Genomic DNA, 19692 nt, shown 5'->3' on the forward strand with positions numbered 1-19692 from the left:
CACCCGCAGTGGTTTCTGTCCCCGTATAATTTGCGGCCAATTATTTGCCGCCGAACGAAGAAACTACATTATGCCAGTCAGCCTGATCCAACCCGATCGCACCTTATTTTCTTACCCACGTTACTGGGCGGAATGCTATGGCACCGCGCCGTTTTTCCCAATGAGCCGGGCGGAAATGGATGAACTGGGCTGGGACAGTTGCGATGTGATCGTGGTGACCGGAGATGCGTACGTCGATCATCCGAGTTTTGGCATGGCGATCATTGGCAGGATGCTGGAAGCGCAGGGGTTTCGCGTCGGGATCATCGCTCAGCCGGACTGGACCAACAAAGAAGATTTCATGCGGCTTGGCAAACCGAATCTGTTTTATGGCGTGACTGCCGGCAATATGGATTCGATGATCAACCGTTATACCGCCGACCGGAAGCTGCGCCATGACGATGCCTATACGCCGGGCAACGTGGGCGGTAAACGTCCGGATCGCGCGACGCTGGTTTACACCCAGCGCTGCAAAGAAGCTTTCAGCGATGTGCCGGTGTTGCTCGGCGGCATTGAAGCCAGTTTGCGGCGTATCGCGCATTACGATTACTGGTCCGATACCGTGCGGCGCTCTGTGCTGGTGGATTCCAAAGCTGACATGCTGATTTATGGCAACGGCGAAAGGCCACTGGTGGAAGTGGCGCACCGTCTGGCGGCGGGCGAATCCATTACGGATATTCATGACGTACGCAATACGGCGGTGATGCGTAAAACGGCGCTGATCGGCTGGAGCGGCGTGGACTCCACGCGGCTCGATAAGCCGGGGCGCATTGAGCCGATCATGAATCCGTACGGCGAAGACTTACCCTGTTCAGAAGATGAACTGCCTGCGCCAGATGCCCCGCAGCCGGTGACGGTGCGTGCGCCTAAGCCGAAACCGTGGGAGAAAACCTACGTTCTGCTGCCGTCATTTGAAAAAGTGAAGGGCGACAAGGTGCTGTATGCCCATACCTCGCGCATTTTGCATCATGAAACCAACCCGGGTTGTGCCCGTGCGCTAATGCAAAAACACGGTGACCGCTATGTGTGGATCAATCCACCGGCAATTCCCCTTTCTACTGAGGAGATGGATGAAGTCTTTGGATTGCCTTTCCAGCGCGTGCCACATCCCTCTTACGGTAAAGCGACTATTCCGGCGTATGACATGATCCGTTTCTCGATCAATATCATGCGTGGCTGTTACGGCGGTTGCGCATTTTGTTCGATCACCGAGCATGAAGGGCGGATCATTCAGAGCCGCTCGGAAGAGTCGATCGTGCGTGAAATCGAAGAGATCCGCGACAGCGTACCGGGATTCACCGGTGTAATTTCCGATCTTGGTGGTCCGACGGCCAACATGTATATGCTGCGCTGTCAGTCGCCAAAAGCGGAGCAAAGCTGCCGCCGTGCTTCCTGCGTTTACCCTGAAATCTGCACACACATGGACACCAACCATGAGCCGACGATCAACCTTTATCGCCGTACGCGCAGCCTGAAAGGTATCAAGAAAATCCTGATCGCTTCGGGCGTACGTTATGATCTGGCGGTAGAGGATCCGCGTTATATCAAAGAGCTGGCAGAACATCACGTGGGCGGTTATCTGAAGATCGCGCCGGAGCATACCGAAACCGGGCCACTGTCAAAAATGATGAAACCGGGCATGGGCAGCTATTACCGGTTCAAAGAACTGTTCGACAGCTACTCGAAACAGGCCGGGAAAGAGCAGTATCTGATCCCGTATTTTATCTCCGCGCATCCGGGCACGCGCACTGAAGATATGATCAATCTGGCGCTGTGGCTGAAGAAAAACCGCTTCCGTCTGGATCAGGTGCAGAACTTCTATCCGTCACCGCTCGCCAGTGCGACCACCATGTATTACAGCGGCAAGAATCCGCTCAGCAAAGTGGATTATAAAAGTGAAGATGTGGTGGTGCCGAAAGGGGATCGTCAGCGGCGGTTGCATAAAGCGTTGCTGCGCTATCATGATCCTGTGAACTGGCCAGTGATCCGCGAGGCACTGACCGCAATGGGGATGCGCCGCCTGATTGGGATCCGGCCTGATTGTCTGGTACCCCCGGATGGATTTGATCCGAAGTTTGCACCGTCACGTTCGGGGAAAGCGAAACCGGCGGCTACGCGATTTACTGCCTCAAAAGCGCAAAATCCGGGTGCCGTAAAAGGAAAACCCGCCGGTCAGCGGGTTAATCGAGGTAAAAGACCGGTTTAAGATCGCTACTGATCGGGCTGTTATCGGCATTGGCAGGCATTACGTCTGCCATATGCTTCCACCATTTCTGGCAAATATCCGTTTTTGCCACGGCATTCCATCTTTCTTCAGATTCAATTTCCACATAGCCAAACAGCAGATTACGTTTTTCATCAAGAAAAATGCTGTAGTGATGTGCGCCGTGGGCTTTCAGGGTTTCCGCCAGTTCCGGCCAGATAGGCGAATGACGACGCTGATATTCATCGTGTGCATCTGGATTAACCTGCATAACGAAGGATTTACGGATCATGTTTGCTCCAGGTTGGATTTACTCCCTCCCCTGCGAAGGGGAGGGCTGGGGTGGGGTATTAATGGCGCCTGCTAAACCCCCTCCCAACCTCCCCCTTCGCAGGGGGAGGAGTAAGGAAATTACACCTTTTTCTTCCCCTTCACAGAGGCAGAAGCTAAAAATTACATCGCTTTCAGATAAAGCTCGCGAACTTCTTCACGTGTTGGCGTACGCGGATTACATGGCGCACAGGGGTCAGCCAGTGCTTTATCCAGCCAGCCTTCAATATCGGATTCTTTAATCCCCAGTTCTTTGAAACCGGACGGGATCCCCACGCGGGCGGATAATTTACGGATCGCGTCAATAGCCGCCATGCTGGCTTGCGTTTCGCTGATCCCTTGCGTGTGCACACCCATTGCGCGGGCGATATCGGCAAAACGGTGCGGGGCAGAGGAACGGTTAAACTCTTCAATGACTGGCAGTAAAATCGCATTACACACGCCGTGCGGCAGATTATGCGTCGCCCCTGGCTGATGCGCCATCGCATGGACCAGTCCAAGCCCGGCGCTGTTAAATGCCATGCCAGCCAGATATTGTCCCTGCGCCATTTTCTCGCGAGCTTCAATATCGTCGCCGTGATCGACGGCTTTCGGCAGCCATTGCGTGATGGTAGAAATAGCGGCGAGCGCCGTCGGATCAGTCAGCGGATGCGCGCCAACAGATACATAGGCTTCAATCGCGTGCGTCAGCGCGTCCATACCGGTTGCCGCGGTAATGCCGGCCGGGATCTTGAGCATAATCGACGGATCGTCAACGGCGATATCGGGGATCAGATTTGCATCAATGATCACTTCTTTCACCTGACGCTGACTGTCGATGATCACCGCATTACTGGTGAGTTCAGCGGCAGTACCCGCGGTAGTGTTGATCGCGACCAGGAATACACCCGGTTTAGTGACTTTGCCGACGCCGGAATACATCGTGGCTGGTCCCGGATTAGCAGTCAGAATCTTGATGCCTTTAGCGGTATCAATCGGGCTGCCGCCGCCGAAAGCGATCAGATAATCGCACTGGTTTTCCTGATACAGACGGAAACCTTCGTCAACATGAGCCGAGGTTGGATTGGGCACCACGCCGCCGTAAATGGCGTAAGGCATTCCTGCCTGTTTAAGTGCGGAGAATAAACTGTCGAGCAGACCCAGTTCGATTAACTGGCTGTCGGTGACGATAAGCGCTTTGCCGTGTTGTTTGGTCGCCAGCATCGCAACCATATCTTCGATTGCGCCCTGACCGTGAAGGCTGATTTTAGGAAGTGCCAACATGAAACTCATAAAAATTCCCTCTATTTTTCCCGTCGTACTCCAGGCTGCAGATGCGTTGGCTGCGTTTAAGAACCCGAATCACTGACTCATGTCAGCTCATCGGGATTCTTGCACTTGCCGCCTTTCTGCAATCAGGATTACTTAGGGAAAGGTTAAATGATCCATACCTTGCGATGCTCTGTTTTTGGTCTTTGCCGATCTTAAGCGAGGAGCATCCGTTGCTCCCCGTTGAAGAATTATTAAACAGATTTTTCCATCAGGCTTTCAGAGCGGCCTCGAAAGGCGTGACGTCAAAACGTTTGCCGAGGGCAATCAGTTCTTCAGTCTGGATGGTTTGTTTCATGCCACCCATAGAAATCACTTTCACCAGGATTTCCGCCGATTTTTCAGCTGTGTCGATCAGGCCGAATGCGTCATCCAGCGTCGGGCCGCAGCCGAAGATGCCGTGGAATGCCCACAGCACCAGGCTGTGATGTTGCATCCGGTCGGACGTGGCTGCGCCGATGCCGTCGGTACCCGGTACCATCCACGGCACGATACCCACGCCGTCGGGGAAGACCACCAGACATTCAGTGCTGCATTCCCACAATTTGCGGGTGATTTTGGCGCTGTCGAGTTCCAGTACGTAGGTCAATGCAATCAGGTTAGTGGCATGGCAGTGCATGATCACACGATCCTGACCGTTAGTGACACGTTTACGCACGGCGTGAGATTGCAGATGCGATGCCAGTTCTGACGTCGGCAGACCACCTGCGGTCAGGCCCCAGAGGATTTTATAGCTGGCGCCTTTATCATCGAGCTGAATAACGGTCAGCGCTTCTGAAGGTGCGAGTTGCACGTTACGGAAGAATTTACCGGAACCGGTCACGATGAAGTATTCGTTGGCCAAATCCGGCGCGTGCTGTGTCAGTTCAACCGTGCGTGGCTGGGCGTAAAAATCGTTCTTATAAGGTGCAACATCTTCTGGCAGCAGTCGCATACTGACGTTGCCGCCGTTGCGCTCATCCCAGCCTTTCAACCACATATCGGTGGTCGCTTTAACCATGCCCTGCACAAACCACGAGGTAAATAATGTTTTCATCAGTTCTTTCCTGCAAATAAGGTGAATGCTTTTCTTCGGTGCTGTCAGCAATACTTTGGGTTTATCAAACCTTAGCGTTTAGCCAGCACGCTGGTTTCGTAATGGCGAACGGTATCAAGCCACTGGCCGCCGACCGGTACGTCGTGGCGCTGGCAATACATATCCCACACGGCCTGCCATGGCAGGGATTTCTGTTCTTCCAGCAGTGCCAGACGCGCGGTGTAATCGCCTTCAACTTCCAGTTTTTTCAGTAAATCTGTCGGTTCCAGCAGCGCTTTAAGCAGGGCTTTTTTCATGTTACGGGTGCCGATAACCCAGGCAGCGATGCGGTTGATAGAGGCATCAAAGAAATCCAGCCCGATATGAACGCGGTTAAACAGGTTGTGGCGGACAATTTCGCTGGCGATGGCCTGCGTTTCGTCGTCAAGCAACACCACATGGTCGCTGTCCCAGCGAACCGGACGGCTGACGTGCAGCAGCAGGCGTGGCACATACAGCATGGCGGCGGAAATTTTGTCGGAGATCACTTCAGTCGGATGGAAGTGACCGGCATCAAGGCACAGCGCGGTACCACGGCTTGCGGCGTAACCGAGATAGAATTCGTTTGAGCCCACGGTGTAGCTTTCTGAGCCGATACCGAACAGTTTGCTTTCGACGGCGTCAATGTGTTCGCTCAGAGCAAACTTCTCAGAAATCACTTCATCCAGTGCAGTCATCAGACGCTCACGTGGTGCCAGACGATCCACCGTGAGGTCTTTCATACCGTCCGGTACCCAGATATTCATCACGGAAGGCGTGCCCAGTGCGCGACCAAATGAGGCCGAGACGCGGCGGCTGGCCTGGCAGTGTTCAATCCAGAACTGACGGACTTCCGGGTTCGCGCTGGAGAGCGTAAAGCCGTCGGCGCTCATCGGGTGTGAGAAGCAGGAAGGATTGAAATCCAGCCCAAGTTTGTTTTTCTTCGCCCAGTCCACCCAGTTAGCAAAATGCTTTGGCTCGATTTCATTACGCGCAACGGGCTGATCGGATTCCAGGTAAATCGCATGCAGGTTAAGCCGGTTAGGGCCAGGAATCATCGAAATAGCCAGCTCTAAATCAGCCCGAAGCTGCTGAGCATTACGCGCTTTACCGGGATAATTACCGGTCGCCTGGATACCACCGGTCAGATTGCCTTCCGGGTTTTCGAAGCCAGCGACATCATCTCCCTGCCAGCAATGGATAGAAACGGGCAGGGTATCGAGTTGTTTGATTGCAGCTTCGGCATCAATACCCAGCTGTGCAAAGCGTTCTTTGGCAAGTGTCCATGCTTGATCGATAGATGAAGTCATACTGCGAGTTCCTCATTGACGTGACAGAGCGCCTGGAAACGGCGCCAGTGAATAGCGAAATCCGCGTGTATACGTGGAATGTAATGGTGTTGCTCAAAATTCGTGGCGACGATGCGACGAAATTCAGCGTTATCTTTGACGGCGTTCAGCGCCATAAGCTGGCAACCGATATTGCCCAGGGTTGAAGCTTCAACCGGACCTGCGCTGACGCTGACCTGGCAGATATCAGCACAAAGCTGGTTCAGAAACTGGTTCTGGCTGCCACCGCCGACGATGTGAATATCTTCCAGCGGCGAGCCTTGCAAATCAGCAAGTTGCAATGCGATTTTGCGGTACAACATAGCAAGGCTGTCGAAAATACAGCGCGCCAGCTCTGCAGGTGACTCCGGCACCGGATCACCGGCCTGACGGCAGGCATCGCGAATGGCATCCACCATAGAGGGCGGATTTATAAAACAATCTTCGTTCGGGTTAATCAGATAAGTGAACGGTGTGACGTGTTTAGCCAGTGTGATTAAGGACGGCAAATCCTGAATGTTCAGTTCGCGGCAAACACGCTGGAACAACCATAAGCCCATGATATTTTTCAACACCCGATAGCTGCCGTTGATGCCGCCTTCGTTGGTGATGTTGTCGTGGAGTGCCTGCGCATGGTTGAACGCTTTCGGGCTTTCGATGCCCATCAGCGACCAGGTACCGGAGCTGAGATAGGCGCTGCGTGAACTGGTCAGCGGGGCGGCAACCACCGCACTGGCGGTGTCGTGTGTTGCCACGCTGAACACCGGCACACTGCGCCCGCGAGGGCTTTTCCACAGCCCAGGAGAGTTGCCCGGCTGTGTCGGTTTTTGCAACCAGTGGCGTGGCACACCCGCCAGTTTCAGCAAATCTTCATCCCAGTCGCCGGTGGCGAGATTGAGCATCTGTGTGGTGCTGGCGTTGGTGTATTCCCAGTTCATTTTGCCGGTGAGGCGGTAAAGAAAATAATCCGGGATCATCAGCATGTGTGCAGTTTTACTGACGATTTCAGGCTGTTGTTCGCTCAGCGCACGCAACTGGTAAAGCGTGTTAAATGGCATGAACTGAATACCAGTTTTTTGGTACAAATTCTCGCGGCCAAACTGCTGCTCCATTCGCGCCATCACGCCTTCGGTACGGTTGTCACGATAAGCCACTGGCAAACCGACCCGCTGGCCCTGTTCATCAAGCAGCACGTAATCCACACCCCAGGTATCAATGCCGATACCGTCAAGCTGAACGCCGGATGCGTCGAGGCGATTCAGCCCCTCAAGAATGTGTTTTTCCAGCGCATCCAGATCCCAGGTATCGTGGCCATCAACGCGGATCAGGTTATTAGGAAAACGGTGGATCTCTTTCAGTGTCAGCGTCGCTGCCGGCTGCGGATCCTGACGGGTAAACGTCGCCAGCATCACCCGGCCGCTGGAAGCGCCGAGGTCAATAGCGGCAAGATGGTGAGTTCTCATAGCGGCCATTCCTTATTGAATATATGGCCAGTGTAGGGGAGGCGTTGTGGGGGCACCTTCCGGTGATTGCCACGGGTTTTGGCGGGATGGCAGCATTAAAAAGGTAGATGGGAGGCAGATCACATAACGGTTCAAAGCTGACTGAAACTGTGATTTACCGCGTCTGCGTCATGCGGGGCAGACGATTGTGATCGTTGCCGCAGATCTGCATCACGGCAGGGGGAATCTTTAAAATATGACCATTTATGACGTTTTTAACGCTGCGGTTTGAAGGTAAGAAAGCGGGGCACAAGGTAGGGTTGTTTCCCGAAACACAATGATTTTGAACCGGAGGCGATAAATGACGTTACTGAGAGGTGATGATTATTTTGCGGCACCTGAATTGACCGTGACGGTTGAGCGGCGGCTTCCGCAAGACGTATTCCCGGAGCACTACCATGATTTCCACGAGATTATGCTGGTGGAAAGCGGATCGGGTGTGCACATTTTTAATGACAATCCCTACACTCTGACCGCCGGTACGGTCTGTTTTGTCCGTGCCAGCGATCACCATCTTTTTGAAAATGTTGATAATCTTCGTCTGACCAATGTGTTGTTCCGTTCACCGAAAGCGTTCCGTTTTATTCAGGACGTCGGTCATTTTTTGCCGCAGGAACATCATTATCAGTCGCAGATCCACTGGCAGCTCAGCCCGTGCGTGCTGCAACAGGTACTGAACTGCATTACTCAGCTTGAAGCATTACCCGACAGCGTTGAAATGGAACACATCGCCACGCGCGAAAGTCTGTTTTTACAACTGCTGATTTTGCTTTATCAGGATTGTTTCCAGCCACAATTGCGAGATACCTCGGAAAACCGGGTCAATCAGCTTTTGCAATGGCTCCAGTCACATTACAGTGAGGATGTTAACTGGACTGAAGCCGCGGAACGTTTTTCGCTGGCACTGCGAACCCTGCACCGGCAGATGAAGCATTACACGGGCATGACACCGCAGCGTTATCTCAACCGGCTGCGTTTACTCGAAGCGCGCCGTCGTTTACATCATAGCGATCAAAGTATTACCGATATCGCTTATGCCTGCGGGTTCAGTGACAGTAACCACTTCTCGACACAATTCCGTCGGGAGTTTTCGGTGTCGCCAAAACTCATGCGTGATCAGATGCGTTAAACGGCACCTCTCGCAGTTTCGGGAATGTTTATCTGAACTGCCTCGTTTATATTGTCGTCAAACGGGTTTGAGATTGTCGCTATGTCGCTAAGACTTTTTAAAAATGACTTCTTTCTGACGGGAATAAATTCGGTTGTGGTGGCGGAACGTCATCCGCAGGCGGATTTCCCCAGTCACGATCATGATTTTGACGAGCTGGTGATTGTCTGGCGTGGCAACGGCCTGCATATCTGGAACGATATCCCTTATCCCATCACTTGCGGTGACCTGTTTTATATTAGTTCGCGGGATCGCCACAGTTACGAATCGGTCAACGAGCTGGCGCTGGATAACGTGCTCTTTTGCCGTGAGCGCTTCGGCCTGGCGGCAGACTGGTCGCAATTATTGCCCGATGAGAATGTCAGTCAGGAGCAACGCTACTGGCGGCTGAGTACGCTTGGAATGTCAGTTTTACGCGATAAAGTGGAAGAATTGGCAAAAGAATGTATGAAGTCGGAGCCGCTTTCCGTGCAACTGAGTGAAGCGTTACTGATGCAACTGGCGCTGTTATTACTGCGTTTTCGCCAGCGTCCAGACAGCGGGGCATTACCCGATGCACATCAGCTGGATTTATTGCTGATGGCGCTGCGAGCAAACATCGCTGAATCATTCCATCTGGAGACGTTCTGCCAGCAGCATGCGCTGAATCCTCGTGCTTTACGCTCGTTGTTCAAGCAGCATACCGGTATGAATGTGAGTCATTATTTGCGTCAGCTGAGGCTTTGCCGGGCAATGAGTCTGTTGCGCTATGGCAGCATGACGATCAGTGATGTGGCGGCAGAATGCGGTTTCGATGACAGTAATTATTTCTCGGTGGTCTTCAGTCGCGCCTGTGGAGTATCACCCCGTGATTACCGGCAGCGTTTTATCGGGCAGGGTGGGAAGATATCTTTGTCACTGATGACGGCAGAATAATTTCTGCCGTCTTTTAATGAGTGGTCTTTTGAAGTGTGTAGTGGATTTACAATGCCATTCCCAGACCGACGATATTCGCAGCCAGAATAATCACCAGCGCGCCGATACACAAAACGCGCACCGGTTTTTTCCCGACACCAAGCCATTCTTTCAGCACCAGACCCACGATGCCGCCGCACAGTACGTAGAAGCTCATGTGCAACATCCAGCTCATATAATCATATTCTGCCGGAATGCTGGCATGACCCCAGGCGTAGAAGAAGAATTGCAGATACCACATCACGCCGCCGATAATGGAAAAAATGGCATTGGTGAGCAGCAGGGATTTCGCCACAGACATATCGGCCCGGAACGAAATGGTTTTGCGGGTTGCCAGGCGGACGAAGCAGAAGCCCAGGTTCACGATGGCGCCGCCTCCCATGATCACGACGTAACTTGGCAGCGCGACATACAGCGGGTCAATGCCCAATGCGCGTGCGGCCTCATGCATCGGAACTGCGGCACTCATGGCGAAAGACATACCGGCGGAGAAAATCCCGCACATCACCGCCAGAATCAGCCCTTTTCGCAGATTGAACTCTTCGGCTTTAATGCCCAGTGCTTTTTCTTTCAGGAAGCCTGCATAGCTGACAATAGCTACGCCGATGACCGCAACAAATACACCGAGCAGCGTAAGCTGGCCGCCGGTTGTGCCGAACAGCATGCCGATTTTACCCTGAAGAATGGGGGTCATCAGCGTACCGATAATCAAGGTGATGCCGATGGCGATGCCGATCCCCATAGACATGCCAAGATAGCGCATGGTCAGGCCGTAGTTGATATTGCCGATGCCCCACATCGCGCCAAAAAGGAAAATGGGCAGCAGGGTTGCGAAGGTGAATGATCCGTAATAGGCCCAAAAATCAGGCAGCAGGACGTAGCTGACTGCCCACGGCAGGATGATCCAGGAAAAGAAGCCGCCCAGCGACCACATGGTTTCCCATGACCAATGTTTTACTTGTTTGAATGGCGCATAGAAGCAAGCTGCGCTGGCCGCTCCTATCAGATGCCAGATAATCCCTAAAGCTATCGAACTGTTCATACACCGGACCTTTTTATGTAGAGAAACGTACTGGTGAAGAGATAAGTAATAATTGCCGCGCCTTACTGTTCCGTCAGAAGTCAGGGCTGCGGCTGGACGGTAGTGTAAGAAGTGTCCGGCAGAGCGACCTTCCGGTCAGTGCCACAGGAAAATGAGTGCTGGCACTCGCCGGAAGGTCAGGGTGAGTCAGTTCACAGATTAAGAAATGGAGAAAATAATGGTGTTAAAACAACAGAGTAGCGTGTTTTTTTGACGCAGGGAATGAGAAGAATGAGCGCAACCGGCAGGTCGTTCAGTACATTGGAAAGATGGTCTTTAGGATTATCTTTATCGGGGTTATTAAAGCAGGGGGGAACGATGAAAATGGATTATTTAAGCAGATTGATGAAATCGAAAAGTAACATTGTTCAGTAACATTCGACATGATAAATAAGCTGTTTAGCTTTTAGCCAGAATCGTTAATCTGGCTAAAAGCTGAATGATTATGCAAAAGAAATGAATGTCCGGCCTTTAATAAAGACTATCTGTCCACTTAAAATATGTCACAGGAAAATAAAAACAATAAACACGCTGTTATCATTGTTACTTTCAAACACCATCAGGCCATTCTTTCTTCAATGGATGCCTCAACGGTTTCCTCTTCCCACGCATAAAATATTTTATTGCGGCCGCTATTTTTTGCGTTATAGAGAGAGGTATCTGCTTTACCTAAAGCCTGAATAAAGTCGCCTTCCTCCAGCGCAGCCAGCCCGGCACTTACTGTGACGTGGGTCGATACCTGCGCATTAAACAAATGCGGGATATTCAACCCGAGGACTTTATTCTGGATACGTTCGGCCATGCGAACTGCATGTTCCTGTTTTACATTGGACATCAGCACCAGAAATTCTTCTCCACCGTAGCGCACTACTACGTCGCGCGAGCGCACGGCATCACGGATGGCAGCAGACACGCGCACCAGCGCCTGGTCGCCCATCGTATGGCCATAGTTGTCGTTGTAGGCTTTGAAGTGATCGATATCCAGCAGCATGACGTAGTGGCCGGAGGCCTGATTAAACAGGGTTTCCAGTTTGTTTTGCAGTCCGCGCCGGTTGTACAGGCCAGTGAGCGGATCCAGCATACTCAGGTCGCTGAATTTCTCCCGCTCGCTGTAAAGATTGGATAGCATTCTGCGTGTAAATTCATCGCTGCGTTTTAACATCAGATGATGCAACCACAGGCCTATCAGCGGCAGGGAAACGGTAAATAAGATACGCCCGATATGTTGAAAATCGTCGAGAAAGATGACGCAAATAGTCGAAGGTACTGCGTGGAGGCAAAAAGCCAGAAAATTATCTGATAAAGCGATAGCACTGATAAAGAATATACTGAGCAAACTGACCAGCAGATAATTTTTATCTGTCTGACTAATTTCAGCAAAACGAAATGCAATTTGCCATCCCCATAACAGCCCGACGATGACAGAACACATATTCAGATGCGCAGAATAATTTTTCTTACTGAAAAATGAAAATATTAATCCTGCTCCGCAGAGAACAAAAATCAGTACCAGCGGAAAAGGCATTGAGGATGCGCCTTCTGGCGGAGAAACCATAGAAAATAGCGCAGTGGCACTATTTAAAAAAAAGAATAGCAACATCGCCAGCCGATGTTTGCTTTTCAGCAGCTCATCATAGGAATGAGATATCATCAAATTTACTCTATTTAGCGTGTGGTGGTCTGAATAGATAAAGTGTTTTATCGCCTTATACCGCGGGTGTATTCCGTGTAAACAGGCTAATAGTTCAAATGGGTAATTATTAGAATTCAATAAATGTCGTTATTAGTGTCACTATTTTATAGGGCTGCATGGCTAATTTGTTTTACGGCTTCAAAATTAGCACTTTTGTCGACAGGTGTCACCCTAACGGAGGGTACCGCTGCAAATAGGTGGTAAATGAGAAAAAATCCTATATGATATTGGTTCTCATTATCAGCGTTTGGAGCAGGGTTATGATACCGGCGATTGTCATAGCATGTGGGATCTGGGCGGTTGTCTGGATACTGGGTAAGCGTCTCACCAGTGGCTGGGGGGTGTTGCTCCCCTGTGCGCTGATGCCTTTGCTGGCGCTGACGCATATGACGCTCGACCAGCTACGGATGCTGGTGGTAGTCGCAATGCTGGCGACGCTGGTCATGTTGTTTCATCGCACGTTACGTCACTATATGCTGTTGCCGTCATTTATGGCGCTGGCAGGTGGACTGGCTGCGGTCACGCTGAATTTTAGTCTATAGTGATAAGTGATTGTTACAGAAAAGGAATCAAAAGAGATGAAAAACAGGAAGCACAGTAAAGCCGCAGGGATTTTTTATTTTCTGAAAGCGAGAGAGTTGATGCAGGAAGGAAAAGCCGGAGAACAGAATCATGTGGTGCGAAGAGAGGGACTTGAACCCTCACGTCCGTAAGAACACTAACACCTGAAGCTAGCGCGTCTACCAATTCCGCCACCTTCGCACAGATGATTTCTGCTTACTGCTGATTTGATTTATATCACCGGAGTGGTGCGAAGGGAGGGACTCGAACCCTCACATCCGAAGGACACTAACACCTGAAGCTAGCGCGTCTACCAATTCCGCCACCATCGCGTACCGTGCCGTGCAATATAAATCTTGTGGTTGTTTTGGTGCGAAGGGAGGGACTCGAACCCTCACATCCAAAGGACACTAACACCTGAAGCTAGCGCGTCTACCAATTCCGCCACCATCGCTTCCAATTGATTACTGTGTTGATGCATTCATCGGAATGTCATCAGCAAGTAACACAACCACGGGGGCGAATTCTAGAGATTTTCCCACAGGCGTCAATAGTTATTTCCCCCATTTCGGACGTTTGATGTAAAAAACAGCATATTCACCGTGAATGGTTCAGTGTGCCAGAGAGTCCTCAGGTTAATCGATGGTTTAATCAACGATTTTTCCCGGAATGGCTTTCTGATTGTCCGGTTGAACGGGGCTGGAAAACAGCGTGATCAGCCAGTCAAGCAGCACACGGATCCTTGGCGCAAGAAAACGGCCGGGCGGGTACATGATGTATAACGGCATCGGCGGTGGAAGATGCTGATGTAATACTTCCACCAGTTCGCCCTTTTCCAGTTCCTGCGCCATCGCCAGTTCTGAAGCCTGTATCAGTCCGAAACCGGCTTTTGCGGCGGCGACATAAGCGTCAGCACCACTGACGGTCAGTTTGCTGAGTAATTGTCGCTTTTCAACCTTTCCGTCAGTCATGAAATCCAGATGCGAATCAGCCCGCTGATGGGCAAAAAAGTAGCCGACAGCCTGATGTCCGGCGAGATCTTCCGGCGTTTCTGGTGTACCGAATTTCGCTAAATACGCAGGTGAGGCGCAGGTGATTTGTTTCAAATCCGCCAGATGGCGCGACTGCAAATTGTCATCTTCTGAAGGCCAGGCGCGCACCACACAATCCACACCCTGATCGAGCAGATTGATGGCGTTATCATTGGCGCTGACGCTCAGGGTAATTTGCGGATAGCGCTGGTAAAACGCCGGTAACGCGGGGATTACCATCACGCGTGCCAGAGAATGCGGCATATCGATGCGGACAATGCCTGCGGGCTGATTTTTGTGATGTGCAAACAGGGCGTCGGATTCTTCCAGCGCCGAGATCAGTTGCAGACAGCGCTGGTAGTAAATTTTGCCTTCGTCGGTGATTTTCACCTGCCGCGTGGTGCGTAAAAACAGGCGAACCCCGAGCTTCTGTTCCAGCCGTTTAAGGGTCGTGCTGACTGTCGCCCGTGGCAGATTCAGGTCTTCCGCTGCACGGCTAAAACTTTCCAGTTCGGCAATACGGATAAAAATTTTCATCGCCAGAATTTGGTCCATCACTTTCCCGCTGATTGTTTGCGATTTATGAACAGTGTTGCACGTTTTCGCTGATTTATCTTTCCTGACATAACAACCACACTTCACTTCGTTACTTCCCTCTTAGAGTCAAAAAGGAAAATCCGATGAAACAACGTCAGTTGGGTAAAAACGGTCCGATGGTATCTGCACTGGGACTGGGTTGCATGGGCATGAGCGATTTCTATACCACGGGTCTGGATGATAAAGAATCGATGGCAACGCTGGAGCGTGCGCTCGAAATGGGCGTCACGATGTTTGATACCGCCGATGTTTACGGGCCGTATACCAATGAAGAACTGCTCGGGCGCTTTCTGAAAGGGCGTCGCAATCAGGTCTTCTTAGCCACCAAATTCGGTATTGTACGCGACCCGGCTAACCCGCAGGCGCGCGGGACCAACGGTCACCCTGATTATGTCCGCAAGTCGGTAGAGGGTAGCCTGAAGCGTCTGGGCACCGAGGTTATCGACCTTTATTATCAACACCGTCCGGATCACAACGTGCCGGTTGAAGACACCATGGGCGCGCTGTCCGATCTGGTGCGTGAAGGGAAGATCCGTTATATCGGGCTGAGCGAAGTGCCGGTGAGTATTCTGGAAAGGGCGCATAAAGTTCATCCGGTCACCGCGTTGCAGACAGAATATTCACTCTGGTCGCGGGATGTGGAAGCCGATATTTTACCGGCGTGTGAACGCCTTGGGATCGGTTTTGTGCCTTACAGCCCGCTGGGTCGTGGGTTCCTGACCGGACAAATCCGTTCAGTGGATGATCTGGATGCAGATGATTACCGTCGTGAAAGTCCGCGTTTTCAGGGCGAAAACTTCGCGAAGAATCTGCAACTGGCGGAAAAAATCGGGGAACTGGCGCAGGAAAAAGGCGTGAAACCGTCGCAGCTGGCGCTGGCATGGGTACTTTCACGTGGCGACAACATGGTGCCGATCCCTGGCACCAAGCGTCGTCATTATCTTGAGGAAAACATCGCCGCGCTTGATGTCTCCCTGAGTGAAGCCGAAATCGCGGCGATCGAAGCAGTGTTTCCTTTCCGCGTGGCAGCGGGTGACCGCTACAACGCAGAAATGATGCGTATCCTCAGCGTCTGACTGATTAACGTTTTTTCTTTTTCAAATCGCGCGGCGGACGGCCACGGACGGCTTTATAAACCTTAAAGCGGCCGTTCTGTGCCAGCACTTCATGGCTGCCAAAAGCATCATCGAGCAGGGCGGCATATGGCAGGAAGGCGTTAGCCACAATGCGCAGTTCACCGCCAATGTTCAGATGGCCCACTGCGCCACGGATCAGCTGCTCAGCCGCTGTCAGGCTAGTTTGCAGACCTTCATGGAATGGTGGGTTGGAGATGATCATGTCAAAACGACCGGCAATGTCGGAATAGACGTTGCTGGCGATCACTTCGCCCGGCAGGTCGTTCGCCGCCAGTGTGGCGCGGCTGGCTTCTATAGCGGCAGCGCTCACATCACTGAGCGTGACTTTCATCTTCGGCGAGTACATGGCCAGTACCGAAGCCAGCACGCCGGAACCGCAAGCCACATCCAGCACTTTGCCTTTCACCGGTTCTTCAAACGTGTTGATCAGCAGCAGGCTTCCGCTGTCCAGACCTTCACGGCTGAATACGCCCGGCAGGGTTTTAATGGTCACTTCTTCGACCATGTACTGATCCCACCAGCCGTCGGCATCAAATTCAGGCTGTTTTTCCAGGCGACCATGATACAAACCGCAACGACGCGCGCTGTCGATTTTGCTCAGTTCACACAAACCTTCCAGCGTGGTTTCAGCGCTGCGTACGCCACTGCGGTTTTCACCGATGACAAACACGTCAATGCCGACCGGCAACTGTGAAAGTAAGTTGAACAGCTGGAATTTCGCTTCCAGTTTGCTTTTCGGCCAGTAATACACCAGCACATCGCAGGGCGCGATAAGCTCAGCATCAGCCAGCAAACCGAACTGAACGTTTTCGCCCAGACTTTTGCTGAGCATCTGCCAGTGATGATACATATTGGTGTGAACGCGGACTTCTTCGGCGTCAATTTCAGCTGGCAGATTGTCTTGTAAGTCGCCGGCGAACAATACGCGGCGGCTTTCGAATTCTTCGCTATGGCGCAGTATGACTTCGCTGGCCGGAGTTAATGCAGACATCAGGGTGAGGCTCCTCAGGAATGAACGCGGGATTATATACTCTTCGCCTCTGATTGAGTAATCGAGCTTTATTGGCGCATATTCGCTGTGTTTGCTAGCATAGCCGGGCTTTTCGCACTTCAACCGGCAGGAAACAGGCATGGCATCCAGACGAGACACACTGTTACAGCAACTGGGGATCACCCAGTGGACGCTGCGCCGGCCCGCGGTTTTACAGGGCGAAGTGGCGGTCAGCCTGCCTGCGGACACTAAACTGCTGATTGTGGCAGATGTTCCTCCTGCGGAAGATGACCCGCTGGTCACCGATGTTTTACGCAGTCTGGCACTGGGTGCTCATCAGGTTTATCGCCTGACGCCGGAACAGGTCGCCATGTTGCCTGAAGATACCCGCTGCAATGTCTGGCGATTGGGGTTAAGCGAACCGCTAACTCTCGCCGGTCCGCAGTTATCCAGTCCGGCTCTGGCCGAACTCTATCAAGACGCCGGCGCAAAACGCGCGCTCTGGCAGCAGATCTGTGAAAATGAACAACATTTCTATCCTGACCATCGCTGATCTTCCCCGCGCATTTGAAATTGAGCAGGCCAGCCATGCCTTTCCGTGGACGGAAAAAACGCTGGCCAGCAATCAGGGCGAGCGCTATCTGAATCTCAAGATCATGCAGGGCGACGTGATGGCCGGTTTTGCTATCACCCAAATCGTTCTCGACGAAGCGACGCTTTTCAATATTGCCATCGATCCGGCTTTTCAGCGTCAGGGCTTAGGCCGCACATTGCTGGAAGAAGTGATACAACAGCTTGAGCAGAAAGATGTTTTCACGTTATGGCTCGAAGTCCGCGCCTCTAACGCTAAAGCTATCGCGCTCTATGAAAGCCTCGGTTTTAACGAACTCTCCGTTCGCCGCAATTACTATCCCGCCGCACAAGGCCGCGAAGATGCCCTTATGATGGCGCTCCCGCTGGGGTAAAAACAGCTAATTTGTTGTAATCTACGCATCATTACATCTAATAAGTTGTATTGATGTGCTATGACAACTAATCTGTTGTTAAGCCATGCGAACGGACAGCCTCATGAAAACCCTCAAGCAACTCCCGGAACTTCTGAAACAAAGAAGAATACAACTGGATCTGAATCAGAAGGATATGCTGATGCGAATCGGTATGTCTCAGCAACAGTACCAGCGTATTGAAGCGGGGGCCGATCCGCGACTTTCGACTCTTCTACGCATTCTGGAGGGTATGGATCTTGAAATGATGCTTGTGCCGCGTCAGCGGGTGCAGGAAATTGAGGCATTACTGGAGGGTACGTCGAGACTGACGGTGAATGAAAGCCAACCAGACAGCTGGAATGACCTTCTGCATGATCTGGACGATTAGCCATGACAAAACAAACAGAGTCTGTCGAGGCACTGGCCTTATATTTACATGATCAGCGGATTGGCGTACTGGCTCATTATTCCGGCAGCCGAAATATCCTGACTTTCGACCCTGCTTATGCGGCTTTATCTTGGGAGGATAAGCCGGTTTTTACATTGTCACAAAAGTCATACTCTGATTACTTGCATCGCCCGCTGGTTTCTTCTCTCCGTTTACCCCCTGTACTTTCTAATTTGTTACCGGAAGGGGCTTTGCGGGCATGGATGACGCAGTCACTAAAAATCCATCACGATTCAGAATTCCCTTTACTGGCATATGCGGGAAAAAATCTTCCGGGTGCATTGCGGGTCAGACCCGTCCTCAGAGATGAAATGCCAGCCTGGGCTAAAGTGTCTCGTGGCGACCGGCTTGAGCCTGTTCAGATAGATGTTCGTCAGCAGGCCGATAAGTTTTCGCTGGCTGGCGTTCAGCTGAAGTTTTCTGTACAGCAGGAACAAGGACGCTCCAACGTCAGCGCTGAAATCGGCGAAGATAGCTGGATAATCAAAACGCCTTCGGTAGTGCATCCTTCGCTCGCGGAGAATGAATTCACTGCCATGACACTTGCGGCAAGTGCGGGCGTTGAAATCCCTGAGATTAAGCTGGTCCGTCTTTCTGAAATCGATAACTTGCCCGACATTCGCCTTCCTGATGAGCCTTTTGCTTTTAGCATTAAGCGTTTTGACCGCAGTCCTGCCGGGCGTATACACACGGAAGATTTTGCTCAAATTTTTGAGGTGTATGCCCATGGGAAATACGGGCGCCATAACTATGAACAAATCGCAGCGGTGCTTGATCGTGTTGGTTCTGCCGGGTTGGCTGATGTGCAGCAAATGGCACGCCGGTTACTGGTCAATATCCTGCTGGGAAATGGCGATGCGCATTTGAAAAACTGGTCGGTTATCTATCCTGACGGAATAAATGCCCGACTCTCTCCGGCTTATGACATCGTGAGCACGCGAATTTATATGCAGGATGAACAAGGAGTGGCACTGAATATGGCCCGGGAAAAACGCTGGGCTGTGATCGATTTCGCGACTTTTGAAAAATGGACAGACCGAATCGGAGTGTCATGGCCTGCGATAAAAGTGCATCTGAATGATGTGCTGAGTATTGCTCGCAAAGAATGGCATGACAGGCTTGATTCGCTCCCTATGGCCGATGAGCATAAAGTGATTTTGCGACGCCATTGGGCTTCATTGCCTTCTGACTTCAAACTCTGAGTTTTTCTCGCACACACCATACAAAAAAACCATTGATTGCCCATCCCGGCTAAATCAGTGAAAATAGCCGGCTATAACTT

The 19692-nt window shown here is 51.7% G+C and carries 18 protein-coding genes and 3 tRNA genes; 9 read left to right on the forward strand and 12 right to left on the reverse strand.

Annotated features, from left to right (window positions below; genetic code table 11):
* The first annotated feature begins 70 nt into the window (after nt 1-70).
* The gene (locus CKQ54_RS06320) at nt 71-2245 is read left to right on the forward strand and encodes a YgiQ family radical SAM protein (protein ID WP_120161990.1); all 2175 of its coding nucleotides are present in this window, start codon (nt 71-73) and stop codon (nt 2243-2245) included.
* On the opposite strand, the gene rhaM is transcribed toward CKQ54_RS06320, so the two are convergent.
* The 5 genes from rhaM to rhaB form a co-directional block, all read right to left on the reverse strand.
* Entirely contained in the window at nt 2220-2534 is a 315-nt protein-coding gene (rhaM, locus tag CKQ54_RS06325; RefSeq protein WP_120161989.1) for an L-rhamnose mutarotase, read from the reverse strand. The two genes, CKQ54_RS06320 and rhaM, sit on opposite strands and share 26 nt — an antisense overlap.
* Nucleotides 2535-2695: 161 nt before the next feature.
* On the reverse strand, nt 2696-3844 hold the full coding sequence (gene fucO / locus CKQ54_RS06330; protein WP_120161988.1) for a lactaldehyde reductase: 1149 nt from the start codon (nt 3842-3844) through the stop codon (nt 2696-2698).
* A 247-nt stretch (nt 3845-4091) separates the two neighbouring features.
* A complete protein-coding gene (rhaD, locus tag CKQ54_RS06335; RefSeq protein ID WP_120161987.1) occupies nt 4092-4916 on the reverse strand; it encodes a rhamnulose-1-phosphate aldolase in 825 nt (274 codons plus the stop codon).
* A 71-nt stretch (nt 4917-4987) separates the two neighbouring features.
* Nucleotides 4988-6244 (reverse strand): L-rhamnose isomerase, encoded by a 1257-nt coding sequence (locus tag CKQ54_RS06340; RefSeq protein WP_112289046.1) that lies wholly within the window; start codon nt 6242-6244, stop codon nt 4988-4990.
* Entirely contained in the window at nt 6241-7725 is a 1485-nt protein-coding gene (rhaB, locus tag CKQ54_RS06345; protein ID WP_120161986.1) for a rhamnulokinase, read from the reverse strand. Before rhaB ends, CKQ54_RS06340 begins: the two co-directional genes overlap by 4 nt.
* Before the next feature lie 340 nt (nt 7726-8065).
* Here rhaB and rhaS point away from each other — a divergent pair, with 340 nt between their 5' ends.
* Together rhaS and rhaR are read left to right on the forward strand one after the other, a co-directional pair.
* Entirely contained in the window at nt 8066-8893 is an 828-nt protein-coding gene (gene rhaS / locus CKQ54_RS06350; protein WP_120161985.1) for an HTH-type transcriptional activator RhaS, read from the forward strand.
* Nucleotides 8894-8974: 81 nt separating this feature from the next.
* A complete protein-coding gene (gene rhaR, locus CKQ54_RS06355; protein ID WP_120161984.1) occupies nt 8975-9847 on the forward strand; it encodes an HTH-type transcriptional activator RhaR in 873 nt (290 codons plus the stop codon).
* Nucleotides 9848-9893: 46 nt separating this feature from the next.
* On the opposite strand, the gene rhaT is transcribed toward rhaR, so the two are convergent.
* Nucleotides 9894-10928, reverse strand: coding sequence for an L-rhamnose/proton symporter RhaT (gene rhaT / locus CKQ54_RS06360; RefSeq protein WP_112289043.1), 1035 nt, complete (start codon nt 10926-10928; stop codon nt 9894-9896).
* A gap of 598 nt (nt 10929-11526) precedes the next feature.
* Nucleotides 11527-12618, reverse strand: coding sequence for a GGDEF domain-containing protein (locus CKQ54_RS06365; protein ID WP_120161983.1), 1092 nt, complete (start codon nt 12616-12618; stop codon nt 11527-11529).
* A 302-nt stretch (nt 12619-12920) separates the two neighbouring features.
* Between CKQ54_RS06365 and CKQ54_RS06370 the strand changes: the two genes are divergently transcribed.
* The gene (locus tag CKQ54_RS06370; protein WP_112289049.1) at nt 12921-13202 is read left to right on the forward strand and encodes a DUF1435 domain-containing protein; all 282 of its coding nucleotides are present in this window, start codon (nt 12921-12923) and stop codon (nt 13200-13202) included.
* A gap of 133 nt (nt 13203-13335) precedes the next feature.
* Here the strand turns inward: CKQ54_RS06370 and CKQ54_RS06375 are convergent.
* From CKQ54_RS06375 to CKQ54_RS06390, 4 genes are all read right to left on the reverse strand, one after another.
* Nucleotides 13336-13422 (reverse strand) — tRNA-Leu (locus CKQ54_RS06375).
* Between the two features lie 45 nt (nt 13423-13467).
* Nucleotides 13468-13553, reverse strand: a tRNA-Leu gene (locus tag CKQ54_RS06380).
* A gap of 36 nt (nt 13554-13589) precedes the next feature.
* Nucleotides 13590-13675: transfer RNA gene (locus CKQ54_RS06385), tRNA-Leu, on the reverse strand.
* A gap of 193 nt (nt 13676-13868) precedes the next feature.
* Complete coding sequence (locus tag CKQ54_RS06390; protein ID WP_120161982.1) at nt 13869-14807, reverse strand: LysR family transcriptional regulator; 939 nt, start codon at nt 14805-14807, stop codon at nt 13869-13871.
* 125 nt (nt 14808-14932) lie between these two features.
* On the opposite strand from CKQ54_RS06390, the gene CKQ54_RS06395 reads away from it, so the two are divergent.
* Nucleotides 14933-15925 carry an aldo/keto reductase gene (locus tag CKQ54_RS06395; RefSeq protein WP_120161981.1) on the forward strand — a complete coding sequence of 331 codons (993 nt, stop codon included), beginning with the start codon at nt 14933-14935 and terminating at the stop codon, nt 15923-15925.
* Nucleotides 15926-15929: 4 nt separating this feature from the next.
* Here the strand turns inward: CKQ54_RS06395 and rsmC are convergent, their stop codons facing one another.
* Nucleotides 15930-16976: a 16S rRNA (guanine(1207)-N(2))-methyltransferase RsmC gene (gene rsmC, locus CKQ54_RS06400; protein WP_120161980.1), complete on the reverse strand. Its 1047-nt coding sequence runs from the start codon at nt 16974-16976 to the stop codon at nt 15930-15932.
* A 139-nt stretch (nt 16977-17115) separates the two neighbouring features.
* Between rsmC and CKQ54_RS06405 the strand changes: the two genes are divergently transcribed.
* The 4 genes from CKQ54_RS06405 (at nt 17116) to CKQ54_RS06420 (ending at nt 19612) form a co-directional block, all read left to right on the forward strand.
* Nucleotides 17116-17529 (forward strand): DNA polymerase III subunit psi, encoded by a 414-nt coding sequence (locus tag CKQ54_RS06405; RefSeq protein WP_112289038.1) that lies wholly within the window; start codon nt 17116-17118, stop codon nt 17527-17529.
* A complete protein-coding gene (gene rimI, locus CKQ54_RS06410) occupies nt 17498-17941 on the forward strand; it encodes a ribosomal protein S18-alanine N-acetyltransferase (protein WP_112289037.1) in 444 nt (147 codons plus the stop codon). Before CKQ54_RS06405 ends, rimI begins: the two co-directional genes overlap by 32 nt.
* A 103-nt stretch (nt 17942-18044) precedes the next feature.
* Entirely contained in the window at nt 18045-18350 is a 306-nt protein-coding gene (locus tag CKQ54_RS06415) for a helix-turn-helix domain-containing protein (protein WP_120161979.1), read from the forward strand.
* A 2-nt stretch (nt 18351-18352) separates the two neighbouring features.
* Complete coding sequence (locus CKQ54_RS06420; RefSeq protein ID WP_120161978.1) at nt 18353-19612, forward strand: type II toxin-antitoxin system HipA family toxin; 1260 nt, start codon at nt 18353-18355, stop codon at nt 19610-19612.
* Nucleotides 19613-19692 lie beyond the last annotated feature (80 nt).

The sequence above is a fragment of the Rahnella variigena genome, assembly GCF_003610915.1.
Classification (GTDB): Bacteria; Pseudomonadota; Gammaproteobacteria; order Enterobacterales; family Enterobacteriaceae; genus Rahnella; species Rahnella variigena.